Source organism: Arcobacter acticola, assembly GCF_013177675.1.
In the GTDB taxonomy this organism is placed as follows: Bacteria; Campylobacterota; Campylobacteria; order Campylobacterales; family Arcobacteraceae; genus Aliarcobacter; species Aliarcobacter acticola.
In genome coordinates this window covers 1417409-1440012 of the sequence record NZ_CP042652.1, presented here as the reverse complement: position 1 = coordinate 1440012, position 22604 = coordinate 1417409, and the positions used below count along the sequence as shown (strand labels likewise).

At 25.5% G+C, this 22604-nt stretch carries 21 protein-coding genes; 13 read left to right on the top strand and 8 right to left on the bottom strand.

The genetic code is table 11. The features are described from left to right. The first annotated feature begins 136 nt into the window (after window positions 1–136). Entirely contained in the window at window positions 137–1021 is an 885-nt protein-coding gene (locus AACT_RS07350; RefSeq protein ID WP_172126185.1) for a formate dehydrogenase subunit gamma, read from the top strand. Between the two features lie 20 nt (window positions 1022–1041). On the opposite strand, the gene AACT_RS07345 is transcribed toward AACT_RS07350, so the two are convergent. Together AACT_RS07345 and AACT_RS07340 are read right to left on the bottom strand one after the other, a co-directional pair. Beyond that, a complete protein-coding gene (locus AACT_RS07345) occupies window positions 1042–1704 on the bottom strand; it encodes a hypothetical protein (protein ID WP_172126184.1) in 663 nt (220 codons plus the stop codon). After that, window positions 1704–2522, bottom strand: coding sequence for a ferritin-like domain-containing protein (locus tag AACT_RS07340; protein WP_172126183.1), 819 nt, complete (start codon window positions 2520–2522; stop codon window positions 1704–1706). The genes AACT_RS07345 and AACT_RS07340 overlap by 1 nt, the downstream gene beginning before the upstream one ends. Before the next feature lie 53 nt (window positions 2523–2575). Here AACT_RS07340 and AACT_RS07335 point away from each other — a divergent pair, with 53 nt between their 5' ends. Genes AACT_RS07335 through AACT_RS07325 form a run of 3 tightly spaced genes read left to right on the top strand, consistent with a single transcriptional unit; the run spans window position 2576 to window position 5070 of the window. Continuing rightward, entirely contained in the window at window positions 2576–3169 is a 594-nt protein-coding gene (locus AACT_RS07335; protein ID WP_172126182.1) for an MBL fold metallo-hydrolase, read from the top strand. 14 nt (window positions 3170–3183) lie between these two features. Continuing rightward, a complete protein-coding gene (locus tag AACT_RS07330) occupies window positions 3184–4086 on the top strand; it encodes a GGDEF domain-containing protein (protein WP_172126181.1) in 903 nt (300 codons plus the stop codon). A 9-nt stretch (window positions 4087–4095) separates the two neighbouring features. Beyond that, window positions 4096–5070 (top strand): GGDEF domain-containing protein, encoded by a 975-nt coding sequence (locus AACT_RS07325; RefSeq protein ID WP_172126180.1) that lies wholly within the window; start codon window positions 4096–4098, stop codon window positions 5068–5070. Between the two features lie 23 nt (window positions 5071–5093). Here the strand turns inward: AACT_RS07325 and cmoB are convergent, their stop codons facing one another. Further along, window positions 5094–6008: a tRNA 5-methoxyuridine(34)/uridine 5-oxyacetic acid(34) synthase CmoB gene (cmoB, locus tag AACT_RS07320; RefSeq protein WP_172126179.1), complete on the bottom strand. Its 915-nt coding sequence runs from the start codon at window positions 6006–6008 to the stop codon at window positions 5094–5096. 134 nt (window positions 6009–6142) lie between these two features. Here cmoB and ccsA point away from each other — a divergent pair, with 134 nt between their 5' ends. The 4 genes from ccsA (at window position 6143) to AACT_RS07300 (ending at window position 13858) form a co-directional block, all read left to right on the top strand. Next, complete coding sequence (ccsA, locus tag AACT_RS07315; RefSeq protein WP_172126178.1) at window positions 6143–8872, top strand: cytochrome c biogenesis protein CcsA; 2730 nt, start codon at window positions 6143–6145, stop codon at window positions 8870–8872. A 148-nt stretch (window positions 8873–9020) separates the two neighbouring features. Continuing rightward, complete coding sequence (locus AACT_RS07310) at window positions 9021–9740, top strand: response regulator transcription factor (protein ID WP_172126177.1); 720 nt, start codon at window positions 9021–9023, stop codon at window positions 9738–9740. After that, window positions 9740–12544 carry a transporter substrate-binding domain-containing protein gene (locus tag AACT_RS07305; protein WP_172126176.1) on the top strand — a complete coding sequence of 935 codons (2805 nt, stop codon included), beginning with the start codon at window positions 9740–9742 and terminating at the stop codon, window positions 12542–12544. The genes AACT_RS07310 and AACT_RS07305 overlap by 1 nt, the downstream gene beginning before the upstream one ends. Before the next feature lie 21 nt (window positions 12545–12565). Further along, complete coding sequence (locus AACT_RS07300) at window positions 12566–13858, top strand: zinc-binding metallopeptidase family protein (RefSeq protein ID WP_172126175.1); 1293 nt, start codon at window positions 12566–12568, stop codon at window positions 13856–13858. A gap of 6 nt (window positions 13859–13864) precedes the next feature. Here the strand turns inward: AACT_RS07300 and AACT_RS07295 are convergent, their stop codons facing one another. Both AACT_RS07295 and AACT_RS07290 read right to left on the bottom strand, forming a co-directional pair. Further along, a complete protein-coding gene (locus AACT_RS07295) occupies window positions 13865–14704 on the bottom strand; it encodes a DUF1853 family protein (RefSeq protein WP_172126174.1) in 840 nt (279 codons plus the stop codon). Continuing rightward, window positions 14677–14949 carry a hypothetical protein gene (locus AACT_RS07290; RefSeq protein WP_172126173.1) on the bottom strand — a complete coding sequence of 91 codons (273 nt, stop codon included), beginning with the start codon at window positions 14947–14949 and terminating at the stop codon, window positions 14677–14679. The genes AACT_RS07295 and AACT_RS07290 overlap by 28 nt, the downstream gene beginning before the upstream one ends. Before the next feature lie 459 nt (window positions 14950–15408). Between AACT_RS07290 and AACT_RS07285 the strand changes: the two genes are divergently transcribed. Both AACT_RS07285 and AACT_RS07280 read left to right on the top strand, forming a co-directional pair. Next, on the top strand, window positions 15409–15555 hold the full coding sequence (locus AACT_RS07285; protein ID WP_172126172.1) for a hypothetical protein: 147 nt from the start codon (window positions 15409–15411) through the stop codon (window positions 15553–15555). A gap of 7 nt (window positions 15556–15562) precedes the next feature. Then, window positions 15563–16042 (top strand): hypothetical protein, encoded by a 480-nt coding sequence (locus tag AACT_RS07280; protein WP_172126171.1) that lies wholly within the window; start codon window positions 15563–15565, stop codon window positions 16040–16042. A gap of 90 nt (window positions 16043–16132) precedes the next feature. Here the strand turns inward: AACT_RS07280 and AACT_RS07275 are convergent, their stop codons facing one another. Beyond that, window positions 16133–16480 carry a hypothetical protein gene (locus AACT_RS07275; protein ID WP_172126170.1) on the bottom strand — a complete coding sequence of 116 codons (348 nt, stop codon included), beginning with the start codon at window positions 16478–16480 and terminating at the stop codon, window positions 16133–16135. Window positions 16481–16586: 106 nt separating this feature from the next. Between AACT_RS07275 and ligA the strand changes: the two genes are divergently transcribed. Then, window positions 16587–18533, top strand: a complete 1947-nt coding sequence (gene ligA, locus AACT_RS07270; RefSeq protein WP_172126169.1) for an NAD-dependent DNA ligase LigA — start codon at window positions 16587–16589, stop codon at window positions 18531–18533. Between the two features lie 5 nt (window positions 18534–18538). Here the strand turns inward: ligA and AACT_RS07265 are convergent, their stop codons facing one another. Then, entirely contained in the window at window positions 18539–19237 is a 699-nt protein-coding gene (locus AACT_RS07265; protein WP_172126168.1) for an SIR2 family NAD-dependent protein deacylase, read from the bottom strand. Between the two features lie 425 nt (window positions 19238–19662). On the opposite strand from AACT_RS07265, the gene AACT_RS07260 reads away from it, so the two are divergent. Next, on the top strand, window positions 19663–20364 hold the full coding sequence (locus AACT_RS07260) for a metallophosphoesterase (protein WP_172126167.1): 702 nt from the start codon (window positions 19663–19665) through the stop codon (window positions 20362–20364). Between the two features lies 1 nt (window position 20365). Next, window positions 20366–20761, top strand: a complete 396-nt coding sequence (locus tag AACT_RS07255) for a gamma-glutamylcyclotransferase family protein (protein WP_172126166.1) — start codon at window positions 20366–20368, stop codon at window positions 20759–20761. Window positions 20762–21049: 288 nt separating this feature from the next. Here AACT_RS07255 and AACT_RS07250 read toward each other — a convergent pair whose 3' ends face one another. Continuing rightward, window positions 21050–22252 (bottom strand): Fic family protein, encoded by a 1203-nt coding sequence (locus AACT_RS07250; RefSeq protein ID WP_172126165.1) that lies wholly within the window; start codon window positions 22250–22252, stop codon window positions 21050–21052. Window positions 22253–22604: the final 352 nt, after the last annotated feature.

Genomic DNA, 22604 nt, shown 5'->3' with positions numbered 1-22604 from the left:
TTCTCTTTTTTTATACTCTCAATAAAATATTCCAATATCTTCATTTTAGTAAAATAAATTTTACCATTTAGCAAAAAAGTCCCAATTAAGTCCTATTAGAATGTTATGATTTAAAAGATAAAAAGAGGAGTCAATAATGTTGAAATATTTAATTATCTTACTGAGTATATCATCTTTAGTGTTTGGATATACAACTGTTAGTGAAGCTAATCAGGATTTAATTACTACCATGTTAGCTTATGGAAAAGAAGGAAGTGTTTATTTAGATGAAGTTTTTGTAGCCCTTCAAACAAAAATCTTTAAAAATGCATATTTAGGAATTATTGTAATTGTTCCTTTAGTATTTTTAGTACATTACTTAATAATTGGACCAAAAAAGTTCAAACATGATGGTAAAAAATATTATGTTTTTACTTTATTTAATAGAATCATTCATGGTATTGCAGCTGTTTCATTTATGCTATTAATTCCTACAGGTTTAATTATGATGTTTGGATCTGTTTTTGGTGGTGGAGAGTTTGTGAGAGCTTGTAAAGATATTCATGCTGTTACTACAATTTTATTTGTAATAAGTGTTATTCCTATGTTTATAATGTGGTTTAAAAATATGCTTTTTACAGGAGATGATATCAAATGGTTTATGATACTAGGTGGATACTTATCAAAAGAGAAAAAACCAATTCCTGCAGGTAAATTTAATGCTGGTCAAAAAATGTGGTTTTGGGTATGTACAATAGGTGGAGTTGCAATGATTTATACAGGCGTTACTATTTATGTAAATGACTTAAATATAGCAGTTTTAACAATGTTTGGTTTAACAAAAATTGAAATGCTAAGATTATGTATTATCGTACACAATGTTGTTGGTATGGCAATGACAGCTTTATTTTTCACTCATGTTTATATGTCTATGTTTGCTATTAAAGGTGCAATTCATAGTATTATAAATGGATATAAAGAAGAAGAGGAAGTAGAAATACTACATAGTACTTATTATAAAGAGTTAAATAAAACTAAATAAACTTTTAAAACTTTCTCTAACTAAAACTGCTTGATGATATTTTTATTTATATTGTCAAGCTCTTCGTATTTGTATTTTAGCTCTTCATATTTAAGACTAAAGTCATTATATAAAAAGGAGTACTCATTATCTTCATCTTTGTATTTATCGTATTTGTCTTTTGAAGTACTTGTTAAAACACTAAGAAAATTAAAAGAATTTACCTTAGTTAATATTTCATCTAATCTATCTTGAGAAATTACATCTGTTGAATTTAATTTTGTATCTGTATTTCTTGATACTACAGAGCTATGAAATAAATCTGAAAAATCATTGCTACTTGAGTTTAAAAATACATTTTTATCTTCATATCTATCACTTAAATATGAAAATCCCAAATTAAAAGGTTGTCCTAAAACCGTATCAAATAAAGCCTTTGATAAATAATCATCATTTGAAAATAAAGTTGCAATTCTAAGATTTTTTGCCATTGCTTTATCTTCATCTTTAAACAAAGTATCTATTTCTTCTAAAGTAATGCCTTTTATATTATCAAAAGTCAAAGCATCTGTTTTAGAAGTGTTATCACCTTGTTTATTTGTTGTTAGATTACTTATAAATGACTCAATTGAATTTTCTGTTTTAGTGGCATTTGAACTGTTTTGTAAAGATGAAATTATTGAATCTACATTTGAAGTAATCATTAGTTGCAATCCTCTTTTTTAGATAATTTTTTTAACTCATTACAAGAAAAACCAGCTTCTTTTCTAGCTGCAAAATTTAAATCCATTTTTCTAGTGGTTGATCCTGGAAAAACTTCTTCAATAATTTTTAAATAATTAGATTCAGGTTCTAAGTTTAATCTATCGCATTCATATTTAAACCAAGTATCGCCTTTTTTTACATGGTCAACTTCTTCTTCTAATATGATTTTTAAAACCTCTATTAATTTATTATTAAAAGGATCTCTATTTGAATTTAATTTTTCCATAATTTTAGGATTTTGATCAAGACCATTTGCTTCAAGATATCTTGGAACTGCTGCCATTCTTCTTAAAAATTCAGGTGTTGCTTCCATTGCTTCAAAAAGATTTTTATGAACAGGGAAATCACCGTAAACTCCTCCAACTTCATGTAACAACTTTTCAAGCATTAAAAAATGTCTTATTTCATCATCTGCAACTTCTAACCAATCTTTATAAAATCCAATAGGCATATTTTTATATCTTACAGCTGCATCTAAAGCTAAATCAATAGCTGAATACTCGATATGTAAAATAGTATGAACTAAGTATTTTTTACCTTCTATTGACTTAAAATTCTTTATAGGAGGTAAATTTGTTGGTTTCACAATTTCCAAAAATGAATAATATGAAGGTTTTTCTAAAGTATAAGGTTCATAAGAATCATTAAATATAAAATTATTATTTAAAAAATTATTATAAAACTTTCTAAATTTTTCAATTTTATCTTTTGGTTCACTTGTTAATAAAATTTCTTCAAGTGTTTTAAAATAATCCATAAATAACCTCTTTTTTGATATAATCATTTAATTTTAGCGTATTAAGGTTTAAAATGGATATAAAAGTACAAGCAATGGGTGACTACCAAACAAATTGTTATATTGTAACAATTGATAATAAAGATATTATCATTGATCCAGGAGTAAATGCTCTTAGATGGATTTCATCAAAAGTAACAAATCCAATTGCAATATTAAATACTCATGGACATTTTGATCATGTATGGTCAAATCAAGAAGTAAAAGATAAATATAATATAAAAATATACACTCCAAAAGATGATAATTTCATGTTAGAAAAAGATCCTTATGGACTTGGAATGCCTCCATCAACTGCAGATTTTTTAATAAAGCCTGATGAAGAAATTGAACTTGAAGGAATAAAAATCAAATTCCATCATTTCCCGGGTCATACACCTGGATGTTCAGCAATTCAAATAAATGAACATCTTTTTACAGGTGACTTCATTTTTAAAGGAACTATTGGAAGATTTGATTTTCCAAATTCAGATGCAAAATTAATGAAACAAAGCATAAATAAAATATTAAAATGGACAAAAGATTTTCATATTTACCCAGGACATGGGGATAAAACTACATTAAAAAGTGAAATCCAAACACTAAAACAATGGGAAAGACATATTTAATAAAGGTTTTGTAAATGAATTTATCTTGTGAGAAAATTATAAGCGAAAATGAAAAATTAAAATTAACAGATTTAGAAAAAAGTTGTTTAAATATATATGAATATCTAAAATTACATCACCATGTTAATTTTTTATCTATTGATATTAGAAAAAATGATTTAATTGAAAATATTTTTGCACATAATAATGGAGATATTAAATATTTTACAAATACCTTGTCTTTTAAAGAAAATACTTTTACTGATATTATTTTTAACTTTTTATCAGAAACAATAGAAAATTTTGAAATCATAAAAAATGATCTAAAAACAATAAACATGGCACTACAAATTTTTTCTCAGTCATTATTTAATAAATATATGGAAAAAATATTAAAAGAAACATCTTTAGTTGATCATTTAACAGGTTCTTATAATAGAAGCTATTTGGATAATTATGCTCACAATTTATTGAGTATTTCAAATAGAGAACAAAAGAAAATCGCTTTTGTAAAAGTAGGAATAGATCAATTTAAAGCAGTTATTGATGAATTTGATTATGAAGTTGGTGATAAGGTTTTAAAATCACTTGCAAATACATTAAAAGCAACCATAAGAGATTCTGATCTTGTGGTCAAAATATCAAATGATGAGTTTTTAGTTATTTTATTGAATATCATTAATGAAAGTAATGCTATAATAATTTCAGAAAAATTAATTGACAATTTTAGTAAAGAAAAAATTATAGTAAACAACGAGACTAAACAGGCCTTAATGAAAACTATATGTAGTGGGATTTCTATATATCCAGATAATGCAACAAGTATTGAAGAAATTATTAAAAAATCTGATATAGCATTATATGAAGCAAAAAATAGAGGTAGAAGTCAGGTATATTTATTTAATGAAGATGATACAAACAAAATAGATTTCTTTTAGGATGTAAATATGAAAAACAAAATTTTAGAACTTATAAAATCATCTGCAACAAATGAAGATGACTTTAAATCCTTAGTTACTATTTTTAATCTTCATGAACAATTACAGTATGCCACAAATATAAAACAAGCTGCTGAAGATATTTATGAATGGTTAAATAAAGAATTTAAAGTTGATAATCTAAATTTTTCTTTATTTGATATAAATAAAAATTATAAAGAAGAAATTTTAGTTAAAGGTGAAGAGTTCTTTTTAGATGATAATTTATCACACTTTTTTATAATCAATACTCATACAAGCTTAAATGCAACAGTTTCTTTTAGTGTTACTTCAAAAGTTCATTTTAAAATAATTGAAGCTAAATATAATACAATTGAAGCTGCATTTTTACAAATATCACCAATAATTCAATCGTGTATTTTAAAGAAAAACTATATAGAATCTTCTTCTTTAGACTCTGTAACAAATGTTTACAATAGAAACTACTTAATAGAAAATCTTACAACTCATCTTAGACTTTCAAATAATAAACAAAATGAGATTTATTTTTTAATGGTTGGTATTGACCATTTTAAAGCAGTTATTGATGAGTTTGATTATGATATTGCAGATAAAGTTTTAATTGAACTTGCCAAAATAATTCACTCAAATATAAATGAGTTTGATATGGTTGGAAGATTAAATGGAGATGAATTTTTAGTCTCTATTTTAAATAATGTAAATGATCAGCAAGCAGAGCAAATTGCAAAAAAAATTATTTCAGATTTTGCAGAAATTAGTATTTTAGTAAATGAAAAAACTAAGCAAAGACTTAAAAAAACTATTTGTATAGGATTTGAAGTTTATGATTTAAATTCTCAATCTACAATTACAGATTGTATTAAAAATGCTGATATTGCGCTTTATGAAGCAAAAAACAAAGGACGAAGTCAATTTTTTAAATTTAGTGATTTAAGTGATGAGGATACAATAGATTTATTTTAATTCTATTGTATTCATTTAAATTTTTATAAAATTTTTCTAGCTTTTACATAAACTCTTTTGGGTGCTGGATAACCTTCTACTGTTTTTGTTTTATCATTAGGAGCTAAAAAGTCTTCTAAACTTTGATCAAAAGACCATAGTGTTTTTCTTTGTTCTTCTGAAGTAGTAACTGTAGTTGCTAAAACTTCAATATCTTCAAACCCTGCTCTTTCAAGCCAATTCTTTAAAGCTGGAATTGTTGGTATAAAATAGATATTTGGGATTTTTGAATATCTTTTATTAGGAGTTAAACATAACTCTTCTTCTCCATCTATCATAAAAGTATCAATTAAAATTTCACCCTTACTATTTAATCCACGAGCTAATGATTTCAAAGTTCCAACAGGATCTGGTCTATGATATAAAACACCTAACATAAAGATAAAATCAAACTTATGATTATAATACTCTAAGTGCTCAACACCTAACATTTCATAAACAATATCTGATTTTACAAAATGATTAATAAACTCAAATTGATGTAATGTTAAAGGTGATGGATCAAAACCAACTAATCTTTTTGGTTTATCTTCAAGCATTCTAAACATATAATAACCATTATTACATCCAATATCAGCTACAACTTTATCTTTTAAATTGAAAAATGGTCTTATTAAATTATATTTAATATTACTTTGCCATTCACTATCTATTTCTAAGTCAAATACTTTAAAAGGTCCTTTTCTCCAAGGTATTAGTTTTTTTGCAGTTTGAATAATGAGCTCATATTCTTCTTGTGTTAAATCCTCTTTTTTCCCTACACTAAACCAGTCACCATAATCAATATCTAAATTGCTTTTTTCAATTTTACAAGCCTCTTTCAATTGAGTATACCAAGGCTCAACATTTTTCCATGTTCGACAATCATTTTTTTTATTTTGTAATGTTTCTAAATTCATGGTGTAATTATAGATATTTAAGTTAAAATATCATCTTAAATTAACAATAATGACGAAAAATTCATACGTTGTTAACGTAAGATTAACTTCTTATTAATATAATTAGGAAAAATAAAAAAATAAAAGGATATTTTTTGAAGATTACGAATGTCTTATTCAATTTTAAGACAACAATTATTTTACTTGCTATATTAGCAATAGGAGCAGGATATGCCACATTTATAGAAAATGATTTTGGTACATCATCAGCTAGAGTTTTAGTTTATAATAATATTTGGTATGAAACAATTCTTACTTTAACCATAGTAAATTTAATTGGAATGATGATTAAATTTAAAATGTGGAAAAGTAAGCCTAAATTTATATTTCATTCAGCATTTGTAGTTATTTTAATTGGTGCTGCAATTACAAGATATGTTGGATACGAAGGTATTATGCAAATTGCTGAAGGAACAACAGAAAATAAAATGCTTTCTTTAGACCCATATTTACAAGTAACAATCAAAGATGGTGACAAAGTTTATTATCAAGATTATCAAAAAGAATTTACATCTTTATATCCTCAAGTAAACAATTTTTCACATAAAATAGATTTTGATGGTAAATCTTTAGGACTTGATTATAAAGACTATGTGTATGTGCAACAAAATGGTGGAAAAATGGGATTAACAACTGTAGTAGTTAGTCTAAATGGTGAAAAACAAGAAGTAAGACTACCAGGGATGAGAGGTCAAGCTCCAATTCCAAGAGAATTAAAATTTGGAAATATAGATGTAACAATCAGCTATGGTTCAAAAATTGTTGAATTACCTTTCTCTATTAAGTTAAATGATTTCCAACTTGATAGATATCCAGGAAGTATGTCTCCTTCTTCATATGCATCAGAAGTTACAGTTATTGAAGAAAATGGTAATTCTTATGATTATAGAATTTTTATGAATAGAACATTAAGCGAAGGAAATTTCTTATTTTTCCAAAGTTCATATTTCCCTGATGAAACAGGAACTGTTTTATCAGTAAATAATGACCCGGGAAAATGGCCTACTTATTTAGGATATTTCTTATTAACTCTAGGACTTGTTATGAATTTCTTTGATAAAAAATCTAGATTTAGAAAATTAACTAAATTTGTTGCAGAAAAAAACATAGCTTCGATTGCTATTGCTTTAACATTAGCTTTTGCATCAACTTCACTAAAAGCTGAAGATGTAAATGTTAATAACACTGTAAAATCACCCGTTGAATACTTAAATAAACTAAAAGATGAATCTCTAAAAACTTCTGAAAATTTTGGAAAACTTGTTGTTCAAAGTAATGGTGGAAGAATGAAACCACTTTCTACTTTAAATAGAGAAATTATTCAAAAATTAAGTGGTAAAGCTTCATTATTAGGAATGACATCTGATCAATTAATTTTAGGAATGTTATCTACTCCTGATATTTGGAAAGATGTTAAAATGATTAAAATCCAAACTCCTAAATTAAAAAAGTTTTTAGGTGTTGATGTAAATGAAAAATATATAGCTTTTTCAGAAGTTTTTAAAGATGGTAATTATTTATTAGCTGATGAAGCTGAAAAAGCTTTACAAACTAAACCAATAGAAAGAGGTACTTACGAAAGAGATATTATTAAAATTGATGAAAGATTAAATATTATGTATTCTGTATTTAATGGATCATTATTTAATATTTATCCACAAGTAGCAACTAAAGAAGATAATAGCAAATGGTACAATCCACTTGATGCTATACAAGAATTTACAGGACAAAATAAAACTGCAATTGAAACAATCACAAGAGGATTAATAAACTCTATTGTAGAAAGTAAATGGGAAGATGCAGATAATTTTATCTCTATGATTTCAATGTATCAGAAAAAAGTTGGAGCAGATGTTATGTTATCTGATTCAAAAATTGAAGGTGAAATATTTTTCAATAATTTAGATATTTTCTTTAAATTAACACTTGCATATATTTTACTTGGTTTAATTATGTTAATTGTTGCATTTATAGTAATCTTTAAACCAGATTTCAAAGCTAAAAAAATCACAACTATATTTTTCATAGCTCTTGCAACTCTATTCTCATTACATACATTTGGTATGGGTTATAGATGGGTTTTATCAGGGCATGCACCTTGGTCAAATATTTATGAAACATTAGTTTATATTTCATGGTCTGCTGTATTTGCAGGGGTAATTTTCTTTAGAAAATCTTTACTTGCATTAAGTGCTGCTGTTATAATTGCTGGTATTTTTATGTTTACAGCTCACTTAACAGATGTTGATCCACAAATTACAAACTTAGTACCTGTTCTTAAATCATACTGGCTAACTATTCACGTTTCGATTTTAACAGCATCTTATGGGTTCTTTGGGCTTGGAGCTATATTAGGGTTCTTAACATTAGTTATGTTTATATTTAGAAAAGATAGACCACATGTTGATGAAATTATTAAGCATGTAACTGCTATTACTGAAATTGCATTAATTATAGGATTAACTGCTATTACTATTGGAAACTTTCTTGGTGGAGTTTGGGCAAATGAGTCGTGGGGAAGATACTGGGGATGGGATCCAAAAGAGACATGGGCTTATGTGTCAATTGTAGTTTATGCAATTATTATACACCTAAGATTTGTTAAAGCTCTTAATACTCCATATGTATTTGCAAGTGCTGCATTATTAGGGTTTGCTTCAATCTTAATGACTTACTTAGGAGTAAACTTCTATTTATCAGGAATGCATTCATATGCAACAGGAGACCCTGTTCCAATTCCTATGTGGGCATACTATACTGTAACTATTGTTTTCGTTACAATTTTATTAGCTTATAGAAATAGAAACCTAAAAGAAACATTATAAAAACTTATAAAAATTTATAAAAATTTTGAGGAACTAATTATTTAGTTCTTCAAAACATTATTTTACTCCATTTAATCTCTACTTTAAATTATATTTAAATCTTTTATCACTATCATATCCCTTATGAAAACTCAGTTTTAGGAATATTATGACGTCTGGCAAGTTAGAAAATATTATAAAATATACGAAAAATCTAAATGTTTTGTATGTTGAAGACAATATTTATGTACAACAACAAACTATAAAAATGCTTGAATCTTTTTTCAATAACATATATATAGCATCCAATGGAAAAGAAGCTTTAGATCTTTTTAATACAGAGAATCTTTATAATTTAATTATTACTGATATTGAAATGCCATTTGTTGATGGTGTATCATTAATTGAGATTATAAGAGAATATAATAAAAAAGTTTCTATTATAGTTCTATCTGCCCATGATAATAAAGATTATTTTTTAAAAACTATAAATGCAGGAATAGATGGTTATATTTTAAAACCCTATACACTTGAACAAATATCCCAAACTTTAGAATATATAATTGAAAAATATGATTTAGAAGAGATATTTGATAATTTAATTAAATTAGAATTTAACTACTTTTGGAATAAAACAACAAATCAATTATATAAAAATAGTTGCCATATTAGATTATCAAAATATGAAACTAAACTATTCGAATTATTTATAAAATCAAATAGCATTATAAAAAGTTATACTGAAATAGAATATTATCTATTTGAAGATTATGAAGAAAATACAAAAAGAATAAGAAATATAATCACTAGACTAAAAATAAAACTTGAATGTGATTTGTTTGAAACAATTTATTCTCATGGATACTCACTTAAATATAGACAGATTTAATGAAATTTATTTTTATTTTTATTTTTCTTATATCATTTTTAAATGCAAAAAACAATAATATAAATTTAACAAACGAAGAAGAACTCTTTTTACAAAACAATCAACCTTTGCGTTTACACAATGAGGCTTATTGGCCTCCATATAATTTCAATGAAAATGATACTCCAAAAGGATTTGTAATTGATTATATGAATTTAATTGCAAGTAAATTAGGAATAAAAGTTCAATATATTTCAGGACCTAGCTGGAATGATTTTATGGAAATGCTAAAAACCAATAAAATTGATGCCATTATAAATATTTCCAAGAATAAACAAAGAGAAGAATTTTTTGAGTTTACAAATGTTTATCATATTGCTGCAAATGCCATATATGTAAAAAAAGGTAATGAAGATATTGATTCTTTGGAAAAGTTAGAAGGCAAAACTATCGTTATGCCAAAAGGTTTTTTTGCCCAACAATTACTTGAAAAATATTATCCACAAATAAAACAAATTCTTGTAAATGATTCTGTAGAAGCATTAAAATTATTATCTTTGGGAAAAGCAGATGCAACTATTGATAAAAAAAATGTATTAGACTATATAATCTCAACAAAAAACATATCAGAAGTTGTTGCAACAAACTATGTAAATGATGATAGATTGGTTTCTTACATAAGTATTGCTGTTTCAAAAGATAAAACTATTTTAAAATCTATTTTAAATAAAGCTCAAGATTCAATCACAGATAAAGAGTTATTAGATTTAAAAAGAAAATGGTTTGGAAATAATGAATTAGTATCTAATAAAAGTTTTCTATCAAAAGAGGAAAAACAATATCTAAGCAATAATAATATAATAAAAATGTGTAATATCATAAATCTAAAACCAATTGAATTTTATGAAAATAAAAAGACCCAAGGTATAAATATAGATTTATTAAACTTGCTTGGGAAAAAAATCAATGTTAAATTTGAAAATATTATAGTTCAAGATTATCAAACTGCAAAAAAATATCTAGAAGAAAAAATATGTGATATTTTACCTACTACTTCAGAAAACAAAAATTCAGAAAAGATAGTTTTCACTAATCCACTTCTTAGTTATAAATTAGCAATTATTACACAAAAAGGTAAACCTGTTGTTCAAGATATAGATGAAGTTTTAAATGAAACTATGGCAAAAAAATCAAATTCTGAAAATCTAGATACTTTAAAAAACAATTATCCAAATATTAATATAATTGAAACAAATAGTGATTATGAAACTTTTGAAGCTGTTAATAGCAATAAAGTTTATTATGCAATGGAACCATTGCCTGTAGTTGCTTATTATATGTCAAAATTTGCTTTTAATAATATTTTTATTTCAAGATATACAGATATCTTATTAACAAGTCAAATTGCTATTTCTAAAGACAATATCATTCTTTATAATATTTTCAATAGAGCAATTGAGCAAATAAGTGAAAATGAACACAATGAAATTTTCAATAAGTGGACAAATTTTTCTATAAATATGCCCTTTGATTATTCTATAGTTTGGAAAATATCATTGGTAGTTTTTATTATTCTTCTAATACTTGCCTACAGACAATCTATTTTAAAAAAACATAATAAAACCTTACGACTTATAAATAATGAAATTGAGAAAAAGAATAGACAAATTGCTAAACAAAAAGAGCTTTTTGAAAAATTATATAATAAATCTGCAGATGGTGTATTATTATTAAAAAATAAGAAAATCAGCGATTGTAATGAAGCTGCAACAAAAATACTACACTATTCAAAAGATGAATTGATTGATAAGTATCTTTACGAAATATCTCCAAGATTTCAGCCTGATGGTCTAAGTTCAAACTTAAAAGCGATAATTAAAGTAAATGAAGCATTAAAAAATGGAATTTGTAGTTTTGAGTGGATGCATACAAGTAAAGACCATAAGAAACTATGGATAGAAGTCGTTTTAACCTCAATAGAAATCAATAGTAATCTTGTAATTCATACTGTAATTAGAGATATAAATAAAAGAAAAGAAATGGAAAAAAAATTAGAAGTATTAACTTGTAATTTAGAAGAAAGAATAAAAAAAGAAATTGAAATAAATGAAGAAAAAACTGCTCAATTAATTCAACAATCAAGATTTGTTCAAATGGGAGAAATGATATCAATGATTGCACATCAATGGAGACAACCATTAACTGCAATTACAGCTACTACTAATAATTTATTATTGAAGAATATATTAAATAAAGAAATATCAAAAGATATTTTAGAAGAAGAACTAAAATTAATCACAGAGTATACTCAACATTTATCATTTACAATTGATGATTTTAGAAATTTCTTTAAATCAGATAAAGAAAAAGTAGAATCAAAACTTGAAGATATTATTGAAAAAGCCATAAATATAATAAAAACATCTTTTGACTCAAAAGAAATACAATTAATTAAAAATTATGAATTTAATGAAAATATAACTACTTATACAACAGAAATCCAACAAGTAATTTTAATTTTATTAAAAAATGCAGAAGATGCATTAGTTGAAAATGAGATAATAAATAAAAAAATAGAAATCAAAACCTATAAAGAAAATGATTTTGTAATAATAGATATAGAAGATAATGCAAAAGGAATATCAGCTGATATTATATATAAAATCTTTGATCCATATTTCTCTACAAAAAAAGCAAAAGAAGGTACTGGAATTGGCCTTTATATGAGTAAAATTATTATTAAAGATCATTGCAAAGGTGAAATAACAGTAACAAATAGTCAAGATGGTGCAAATTTTAAGATAAAATTACCACTTAACATATAATAATTAATTTTAAGGATTTTTATGCAAAATAATATAATAAATATTTTCAAAGAGATAACAGCAATACCTAGATGTTCAGGAACTCATGAGCCATTTATAAATCATATGAAAAAGCTATCAAAGCAGTTTGATTATATATGTCTAAGTGATGAACATAATAATATTTTATGTAAAAAAGAGAATTCAAAAGCGAAAGTAGTTTTCCAATCCCACTATGACATAGTTTGTTTAAAAGATAATTGCGTTCCACAAATTGTAGAAAATGGTGATATTTTGAGTGCTGCTGATTCTACACTTGGAAGTGACAATGGAATTGGTTGTTCTTATATGATTGCTTTAATGCAAGAGAACTACGATGGAGAGTTTCTATTTACTTCAGATGAAGAGATAGGACTTATAGGAGCTAATAATCTTAATCTACCACTAAATGCTACTTATATGCTAAATCTTGATAGTGAAGAAGAAGGTGAGATTTGTATAGGTTGTGCAGGTGGTGTTGATATTTTTGCATCTAATACAAATAAAAAAATCATTCCAAATACAGATAATCTTGATTTATATGAAATTTCAATCTCTAAACTTCAAGGTGGACACAGTGGTGTTGATATAGATAAAAATATACCAAATGGAATAAAACTAATAGCTCAAACAATAAAAGAGTGTGAAGGTAAACTTCTTGACATAAATGGAGGAGAGAGAATAAACTCAATTCCTGTAAATGTAAAAGCAATAATAGCAAGTTCTAAAACTCCAATAGCAAGTCATGAAAATATGATTATTGAAAAGATTGAAGCTAAAAGTGAGCATTTAAATATCTTTGATGATAATATTATTGATTTTATTTATGATTTTGAAAATGGTGTAAGAGATATGAATAGTGAGTTAAATGTAGTTCAAAGCTCAATTAATATTGCCATAATAAAAACCGACTTAGATAGTGTAAAAATAGAATTAAGTGCTCGTTCTATGGATAATGATGATTTGAAAAATCTAAAAGATGAAACAATAGAAATATTAGAAAATCATAATTTCACAGTAAGCACAAATGGAAAGTATCCAGCATGGAAACCAGATATAAATGAATTTACATCAAAAGTACTAGAAGTTTATAAAAAAATCAATCCAAGTGCATCATTAGAAGCTATTCATGCAGGACTTGAATGTGCAATATTTAAAGATATTTATCCACATATAAAAGTAGCATCAATAGGCCCTACAATTAACTTTCCTCACTCAAAAAAAGAGCAAGTTTCTATAAAATCTGTTGAAAATGTATATGTGGTAATAAAAGAAATTTTAAAAGAGATAAATTAATCTCTTTTACCAAAAAGTAACAAAAAATCTTTCAATAACTATTTCACCATTATTTGTATATTTTGACCAAATAAGAGGCGAAGCCTTTAGATTAATAAAGTATTCAATATCATCTTTTACTTCATTATAACTTTTCCAGTTTTCATTTGAAGAAGGAGCACTTAACCAATCAAATCTATGGGGAACGAACAAAGTGATATTTTTAAAAGAATCATCAGCAATAAATTCTTTAAAACTTAAATAATAACCACTAACACAATCATTGTTTATAAGAGATAATTTTTTGTTTTTTAGATGTCTTGGAAGAAAAATATTGCATTTGAAAAGAATCTTTTGCTCTATGTTATTTAAATCAATGTTTGGTATATAAGATTTTGTTTCTTCTTTAAAAAGTAAAGGAAACTGTTTCTCTTTTAGTCTTTGCAGTTTTAAAACTAAAGTATCATTTCTATTGGGACCAATATATCTATCAATTTCATTTTCAAAACTCTCATCATAAAGATAAAACTTATACTGCATTTCTATATGAATATATTTATCTCTTTTTTTATCATAAATAATAAAATCCAATTCACCAAGAGTGTGTTTATCATGAATAATTTGTATATTTTTTAAAACTCTTTCATAATTTAAAGAGTAAGTAATAAGAGCATCAAAAAAGTACTCTACTCTCTTTCCTAGGGGAAGTTGTTGTAGTATTTGAATATTACTTATATCAAAATTCTCAACATCAATATCTTCTAGTTCAAATTGAGTGAAACCATAATAATCATTTTCAAATAAAGCTGGTGTGTTATAAAAACCTTTAAGCTGATTATTCAATGTATGATTTTTGATAATGTACAACTTTGATATTCTCCATATTTATAGTTACTACAACTTCCAAGTACTCGTTCTTTTTCATTTAGTCTTGATGTTCGATAAACTTTAGCTCTAATTTGACTACCATCATCTAATAAAATACGAATTGTTTTATATTTACTTCCTTGGCTAATATCTGTTATAATTCCGCTGACACTAATTATATTTTCAGGTGTATCTGCATAAGTTAATGTACTTAGTAATCCTATTAATATTAATTTTTTTACCATCATTGACCTTTTTATTAGACTTTCATTAATTGTTTTTATATAGTACACTCTATCGAATATTCACAAAAAAGAATATGAAATTATTAATTTTTAACCTTATTTTTTTCACTAGTATATTTGTAAACCATATAATCTTAATTCATAGAACGTACAGTAAAATAAGTAATTAAATCAACTAATTTATATTTTTTAATATAAAAAATCTACTAATTCATAACTTAATTGTCCCCTATTTCGTCCCTAAATGGCTATATTAAGAAGTATCAAGTGTCATTTAGAATTACTAATAAAGGTAAAGTTATAAAATCACTAAGTCCCATGATAGAAAAAAGAACTTTAAAAAAATGGAAAAGAAAGAAACACTTGTAATCTATTACTTATAGGAATTAAAAAAAATATATATTGATAAAAACCCCTCATTGTGATATAATATTAAAAATTTAAAAGAAAAGGTTTATAATGGCATTATCAATTAAAAACGATAAAGTTATTACTATTGTTCCGCCTAAAAAGCTTTCAAGTACTGAAAGAGATAAATTAGTAAATACTCCAATAAATGATAAACTAATCAAAAAAGCAACCTCTAGAAAGTATAATATAGTATAGTATCAACTTGATAGAAATTAAAAAATACAATAGTATCACAACTGAGTATCAACTTTCAAAAAAAATTATAGCATCTTTAGAACTTTCAGACTTATTTGAACAAAAACATAGAGAAACACTTTTTATCGAAGATATTTGTAAAAGAGTAAAAAAATCAAAAACAGTTCTTTATGTATTAAAAAAAGATAATGAAAATTTAGGTCTTATTTCTATCTCTTCAACTTCAATAGAAGATTTTCCAGCTTTACAAATTGATTTTTTATTTGTAAGTAAAAAATATAGAGGCTTAGTTTTAGAAGATTTGGACAATGTAAAAACATCAGAATATTTAATAGAATTAGTTATTTCAATCGCAAAAAATATTCAAGAAAATATAGGTTTAAAATATATAGTTCTTTTACCTGATAATAAAGATTTAGAAAAAATATATAAAGAACTTAACTTTAATAAATTAAATAAAACTGGCTGGATGTTTATTTCAATTTGATTATAAAAAGTGTGATAAATATGGTAGTGTAAAAATAACTGTGCAAATTCAGAAATATCATTTCATAAAATTTAATTTTCTTTTATAGTCTTATTCTTGGCTATTCTTAGCCTTTTGAATATCATAAGTATATTTATATACCATATAATCAAACATCTTAGCTTCTGTATTTTTTTGGAAAAAGAAATACATTTCTACTAGTTTATAATTCATTCTAAAAAATGCTGTAAATGGCACTACATATGTAATCATTGTTGTTAGTGTTCTATTAGGATAGTATTTTTCCAATTCATCTTTTAACTCTTTTAAAACTAAACTTTCTTCTTGAAGCTTACTTCTATCTTGTGTTGAAATAACTCTTATTGCTATTAAAAAGTTAATAACAAACATTAAAGCGTTTAAATTCCAACCCATAATACAAATATCTAAATAACTCATATAATCTCTTCTTGTCTTAAATTTAAATTAGAATTATAACTTATTTATCTTTTATACTAAATCTATTAAGTATAATTCAAAAGAAAAAAATGAATAATGAGAAATAATGACTAAAAATGAATATGATTTAAAAATAGAAAAACTAATCTCTTGGGCCCAAGAATACTATGTATTTGACAATCCCCTTGCAAGTGATGAAGAGTATGATTTACTTGCTAGAGAATGCCTCGCTTTTGAACAAGAAAACCCTACTTTATCCCATCCAAACTCGCCAAATAAAAGAGTTGGTGGATTTATACTTGATGGTTTTGAAAAAGCATCTCACTTAAGTAGAATGTGGTCTCAAGAAGATGTTTTTAATACGCAAGAATTAGAAGACTGGATAAAAAGAGCACAAAAAGTAAATACTGATTTAGAGTTTTACTGTGAGCCAAAATTTGATGGAGCTTCTTTAAATCTTATTTATGAAAATGGTTTATTAAAACAAGCAATAACAAGGGGTGATGGAAGTATTGGTGAAGATGTTACAAACAATGTTAAAACAATTCACTCTATTCCACTTCAAATAAAAGAGAAGTCTTTAATTGAACTTCGAGGTGAAATTGTTATTAAGAAAAAAGATTTTGAAAAAATAAATCAAGATAGATTAGCAAATAACGAACAACTTTTCGCAAACCCTAGAAACGCAGCAGCAGGAAGTTTAAGACAACTAGATCCAAGTATTACAGCTAAGCGAAAACTATTTTTTAATATTTGGGGAATTGGTCAAAATTCACTTGATTTTAAAACTCTGAGCGAGAAAATGAATTATATATATTCATTAGGATTCGCTCGACCTCCTTTAATAACAGTTACAAAAGATGTTGCGGGAATCGAAAAACTTTACCATGAAATAATTGCTTCAAGAAACGATATTGAAATGATGCTTGATGGAATGGTTATAAAAGTAAATGACATTGAAACACAAGATGAGTTAGGATATACAGTAAAATTTCCAAGATGGTCTTGTGCTTATAAATTCCCAGCAGTTGAGAAAACAACTATTGTAAAAGATATTATTATACAAGTAGGAAGAACAGGAGTTTTAACTCCTGTTGCTTTAGTTGAGCCCACTTTAATAGATGGAAGTACAGTAAGTCGAGCAACACTTCATAACTTTGATGAAATTGAAAGATTAGATTTAAGACTAAATGATGAAGTTATTATTATAAAAAGTGGAGATATTATTCCAAAAATCACTAAGGTATTTACAGAACGAAGGAAAGGAGATGAAACAATTATTTCTCGACCTACTTCATGTCCTGAATGCCAAAGTGAAGTTTTAGATGAAGGCACAATGATAAAATGCCAAAACCTAGATTGCCCAGCAAGAGTAGTAAACTCTATTATTTATTTTGCAAGTAAAAACTGTATGAATATAGATGGTCTTGGAAATAAAATCGTAGAAACGCTAGTAGTTGAGAAAAAGATTTATGATATTTTAGATTTATATTCTTTAAAATATGAAGACCTAGAAAACCTAGAGGGTTTTAAAGAAAAAAAAATAAATAATCTTATAAATGCAATTGAAAATACAAAAGGCTCGTCTTTACATAGAATCATAAATGCACTTGGAATAGAACACATAGGAGAAGTTGCATCAAAACAAATCTGCTTAGAATTTGGACTTGATGTTGTAAATATAGGTTATGATTCACTAATAGCCCTTGATGGAATTGGTGAGCAAATGGCAAAATCATTTTGCGAATTTATGAGAGTAAATAAAGAATTAGTTGAAAAATTAATTGCAATTATAGCTCCAACAGTTGAAGTAAAAGTAGAAGTAGAAGAAAATAACTTCAAAGGTAAAACCATAGTTCTAACAGGAACAATGAGCGTAAGTCGTGGAGATATCAAAAAACAACTAGAACTTCTTGGAGCAAAAATCAGCTCTTCAGTATCTAAAAAAACAGATTATGTAATCTATGGTGAAGATGCTGGAAGCAAATATGATAAAGCCATAGAATTAAAAGTTACTGTTTTAACAGAAGATGAAATGAACTCTATGATTTAATTCTTTTATTTTAAAAACTCTTCAATATCAAAGGCTATTTCATCAATAGCTTTTGATGCTGGTTTAAATATAGCTTTTGTATAAACTTCTTCCTTTATATAAAAACTAGGCTCCAGATTATTTAAAATTGATATTTTTATATCAGGGTTCAAAAACATATCAGTATTTACAACAGCTCCACTTGTTCCAATAACTATAAACATTTCACAATCATCAAACTCTTTATAAAATTCTTGATATTTAGGAGCAGCATCTCCAAAGAAAACAATATTTGGTCTTAATTTATTATTACACTTATGACAATCTTCATATTTAGCAAATTGTTCTTCATAATTGATATATAAAACATGATTACAATTTTCACATCTTAATTCTTTTAGAAATCCATGAACATGAAGTAAATCTTTGCATCCAGCTTTTTCAAACATATCATCAACATTTTGAGTAACAACAGCTATTTCATTTGGATATTTATTTTTTAATTTTGCTACTATCTTATGAGCATGGTTTGGTTCTTTATCTTTTAGCTTAGTTCTTAACATGTCATAAAACTTAATAGTCATATCTCTATTTGTATCTAAACAACCTTTCATGCAAACATCTTCTATTTTATGATTTTCCCAAAGACCATCACTATCTCTAAAAGTTGAGATTCCTGATTCGGCACTAATACCTGCACCGCTGAATATTATTACTTTTGCCATATTTTTTCCTAGTTTAAAATAAATTTTTATTTTTGAACAATAGTTTATTATAATCATATTATAAATGATGTGAATAAGTTATTTAATCATCTCATTTTAAGTTTAGATTTATAAATGACTCTTATTTTGATAAAATTAGGGGCAGCTCAAAATTAATTTGTTTGAAATTTTAAGTTCTTTTTAACTAATTAAAGAGATTTTTTCATTGATATAAATATCTTATTAATACAAAATTTTTTAGTCTTAAATACTATAAAAAGGGACTTTAAGTATAATAAATACTTTTAAATAAGAGATATTTTATTGACTTAAATTCATAGAAAGTCCTACTCTATATTTTCAACAAAATTTTTGCTATTATTTTTCTGTTTTATTAAGTAAATTAAAATTATAAAAACAATCAAAAAATTTACAAAGGTTTTACAGTGCAAAATCAAATATATATAATAAGTGATGTCCATGGTTGCTTCAAAAGTCTAAAAGCTTTAATAAATCAATTTCCAAATAAAGAGAACTCTAAAATAGTTTTTGTGGGAGATTTAATTGATAGAGGACCTAGTTCTTGTGAAGTTGTTAAATTCATTATGGATAACAATTATGATTGCGTATTAGGTAATCACGAAGAGATGTTTCTAGAATTTGCTCCTTCAAAAGAGAATGAAGATTTATCAAATTCAAAACATTGGCTTTTTAATTGTGGAGGTGAGCAAACTTTAAAATCATACACTTGTAAAGATGAGTATTATAAACAATATGATTTTATGAAAACTCTTCCTTTATATCTTGAATATAAAGACTATAAAACAGCTGATAATAGATATTTGGTTGTTTCTCACTCAGCTGTTGGAAAAGTATGGGATAAAAGAGATAGTAAAGATAAAGATGATATTGAAGAGTTTGAAAATCATTTACTTTATAGTAGATATAAAAACTCAAATAATAAAGAGATATTCAATGTTTTTGGGCATACAATTTTTTCAACACCTGTACTAAATGAATATAGCGCTGCAATTGATTTGGGATGTTATCATGAAAAAGATGAAAGTAAATTACCAAGTCCAAGACTATGTGCTTTAGAGTTTCCTAGTATGAAAATATTTACTCAAGAAAATATGGAAGGAGTTTAAAATGAAAGAGACATATATCTTTACTTATGGAACATTAAAAAGAGGATTTTCAAACTCATACTTTTTAGATGATGCAATATTTGTATCATCAGCAATTACATGTGAGAAATATCAAATGTATCCATGTATTGGAAATGGATATCCTTTTTTAATAAAAAGTGAAAAAAATCATCAAATAAAAGGAGAAGTTTTTAAAACAAATTCAAAAATAATACTAAATAGATTAGATGATTTAGAAGCTTATCCTGATTTATATCTAAAAGAGTTTATAAAAGTAGAACTTGAAAATAAACAAATAGTAAAAGCCTTGGTTTATTTTAAAAATGAAGAAACAAATCTAAATGCAATTGATTTAAGTAATCCTATTTTTGAGTGGGTGGATGATTTTTGTTATTGAGATTTTTTAAAAATTTAGAATTTTATTAGTAGATAAACCAATAAGCCTTGCATACTAGTATTTTAAAGTCCTATAATATAGTACTTTAAGAATATAAAATAAAAATATAACACGGTTTTTAACACGGTAAAAATGAGGGTATTATAAAATATTTAGTCTAGTTATCCAAGTAATGATTTAAGATTTTGTATTATTAAAAGCCCTAAAACTGGACTTATCCAGTTATCTTAGTTATCTAATCTATAACATACAAATAGAAAATAAAATTTTCAACCTATTAATTAAATTCTAACTCTTTTCAGGAGGCATCAACTCAGGAAACAGTTGTGATGCAAAATGTGCATTAAAATTGATTCTTAATGCTTTTCTAGGTCCATCTGATACTAAATAATATCTATCAAGTAATTCTGATACAAGTTTTGAGCTATATGTTTTTTTCATACCTATTATCTCTTGAACTTCTTCACCTCTTTGAACTTCACCTTTAAGAAGCAAAGCTTTAAATAGTTTATCACTTCCTTGAGGCAAAGGATTAATTCTTAAAAAAGAAGCATTTGCACGGTAGCAATATTTTTCTATTCTTTCAGATAAGCTATGAAGTTTTAGGCAAGTACTCATATATTCTATTTGATCAAGTGCAGTTTTGAGCATAAATCTTACAAATTGTTCTAATCCTCTATTTGATAGGTACCCTCTTCCATCTTGGTTTCCTTGTCTTATCATATCTGCATAATTTAAATTAGCTTTATAATTTTTTACATCTCTTGATAATCCCCTTGATATATTCCACAAACCATAACCTCTAATTCCAATAGAATGTAAAAAAGCATCTAGAAAAAGTCTTGAAACTCTACCATTTCCATCTAAAAAAGGATGTATCCACACAAGTCTATGGTGTGAGGATAATACATAAATAAGTTTTTGACTAATTGTCATATATGGATATAGTTTATATAGTGATTCAAATTGATTCATCAAATGTTCAACTTCATCATATGAAGGTGCAATATGATTTGCAACTTTTACATTATCATTTCTTAATTCACCTGGAATCATATTTACAGTTCTTGTTTCATTTGATACAGTTAAAAAATTATCCATTGATTCTTGAGAATAAAATATTTTATGAATATCTTTTATAAAATTTTTTGATAGTGGATTAGTTCCTTGTGTAATTGATTTTTCTAATGATTCTTGTGTTTTTACATGAGCCACTGAAAGCATTTGCAATTTTCTTTCTTTATCATCAAGTGAATACTCTTTTCTCATTGCTTTTTCAGTATCAATAGGATGAGTACCTTCAGCTTCAATTTGATTAGAATAATAGCTATTAACATTTCTTAACATATCTCTAATGGCACTTATTACAATAGGATTGTAATTTGCTTCAAGCATTGCACTTTTTACAACAACTTCTTCTGATAAAACCAAAAGTTCTTGTATTATATTTCCAGATGAAAGCTCTGTAGGGATAATTGGAGTAAAGTCCATTTCTAATCCTTTTTTATTTAATAAAAGTATAGCTTATTTTTCTAAAATAAACAATCTTACGAACTAAGAAATGAACTAAAATATTTCTTTACAAACACTATAAGATAGTATCTATATAATATTTTGATTTAGAAAATATTTATTTTTATGAACTAAAGAACGAACTTATGATATTAGAACTTTAGAGTAAAAGTTTTAATAGCTTTATAACTTAAAGAATTCTTCTATAATTCAATAACTATTTAGAGTTTCAAAGAATAATAAAACTTAATAAATAATTGTAATTGATTAAATAATATCATTTAATTAGTATACAAGAGATTATTTAGTATTTAATTGTTATAATAACATC

Bases quoted from the DNA above. Each gene is read 5' to 3' on its own strand.
- AACT_RS07330 (WP_172126181.1), top strand. From the start codon at position 3,184: ATGAATTTATCTTGTGAGAAAATTATAAGCGAAAATGAAAAATTAAAA.
- AACT_RS07290 (WP_172126173.1), bottom strand. From the start codon at position 14,949: ATGGTAAAAAAATTAATATTAATAGGATTACTAAGTACATTAACTTAT.
- AACT_RS07255 (WP_172126166.1), top strand. From the start codon at position 20,366: ATGAAAGAGACATATATCTTTACTTATGGAACATTAAAAAGAGGATTT.
- AACT_RS07340 (WP_172126183.1), bottom strand. From the start codon at position 2,522: ATGGATTATTTTAAAACACTTGAAGAAATTTTATTAACAAGTGAACCA.
- AACT_RS07285 (WP_172126172.1), top strand. From the start codon at position 15,409: ATGGCATTATCAATTAAAAACGATAAAGTTATTACTATTGTTCCGCCT.
- cmoB (WP_172126179.1), bottom strand. From the start codon at position 6,008: ATGAATTTAGAAACATTACAAAATAAAAAAAATGATTGTCGAACATGG.
- AACT_RS07300 (WP_172126175.1), top strand. From the start codon at position 12,566: ATGCAAAATAATATAATAAATATTTTCAAAGAGATAACAGCAATACCT.
- AACT_RS07335 (WP_172126182.1), top strand. From the start codon at position 2,576: ATGGATATAAAAGTACAAGCAATGGGTGACTACCAAACAAATTGTTAT.
- AACT_RS07265 (WP_172126168.1), bottom strand. From the start codon at position 19,237: ATGGCAAAAGTAATAATATTCAGCGGTGCAGGTATTAGTGCCGAATCA.
- AACT_RS07350 (WP_172126185.1), top strand. From the start codon at position 137: ATGTTGAAATATTTAATTATCTTACTGAGTATATCATCTTTAGTGTTT.
- AACT_RS07305 (WP_172126176.1), top strand. From the start codon at position 9,740: ATGAAATTTATTTTTATTTTTATTTTTCTTATATCATTTTTAAATGCA.
- AACT_RS07310 (WP_172126177.1), top strand. From the start codon at position 9,021: ATGACGTCTGGCAAGTTAGAAAATATTATAAAATATACGAAAAATCTA.
- AACT_RS07275 (WP_172126170.1), bottom strand. From the start codon at position 16,480: ATGAGTTATTTAGATATTTGTATTATGGGTTGGAATTTAAACGCTTTA.
- AACT_RS07345 (WP_172126184.1), bottom strand. From the start codon at position 1,704: ATGATTACTTCAAATGTAGATTCAATAATTTCATCTTTACAAAACAGT.
- ligA (WP_172126169.1), top strand. From the start codon at position 16,587: ATGACTAAAAATGAATATGATTTAAAAATAGAAAAACTAATCTCTTGG.
- AACT_RS07250 (WP_172126165.1), bottom strand. From the start codon at position 22,252: ATGGACTTTACTCCAATTATCCCTACAGAGCTTTCATCTGGAAATATA.
- AACT_RS07325 (WP_172126180.1), top strand. From the start codon at position 4,096: ATGAAAAACAAAATTTTAGAACTTATAAAATCATCTGCAACAAATGAA.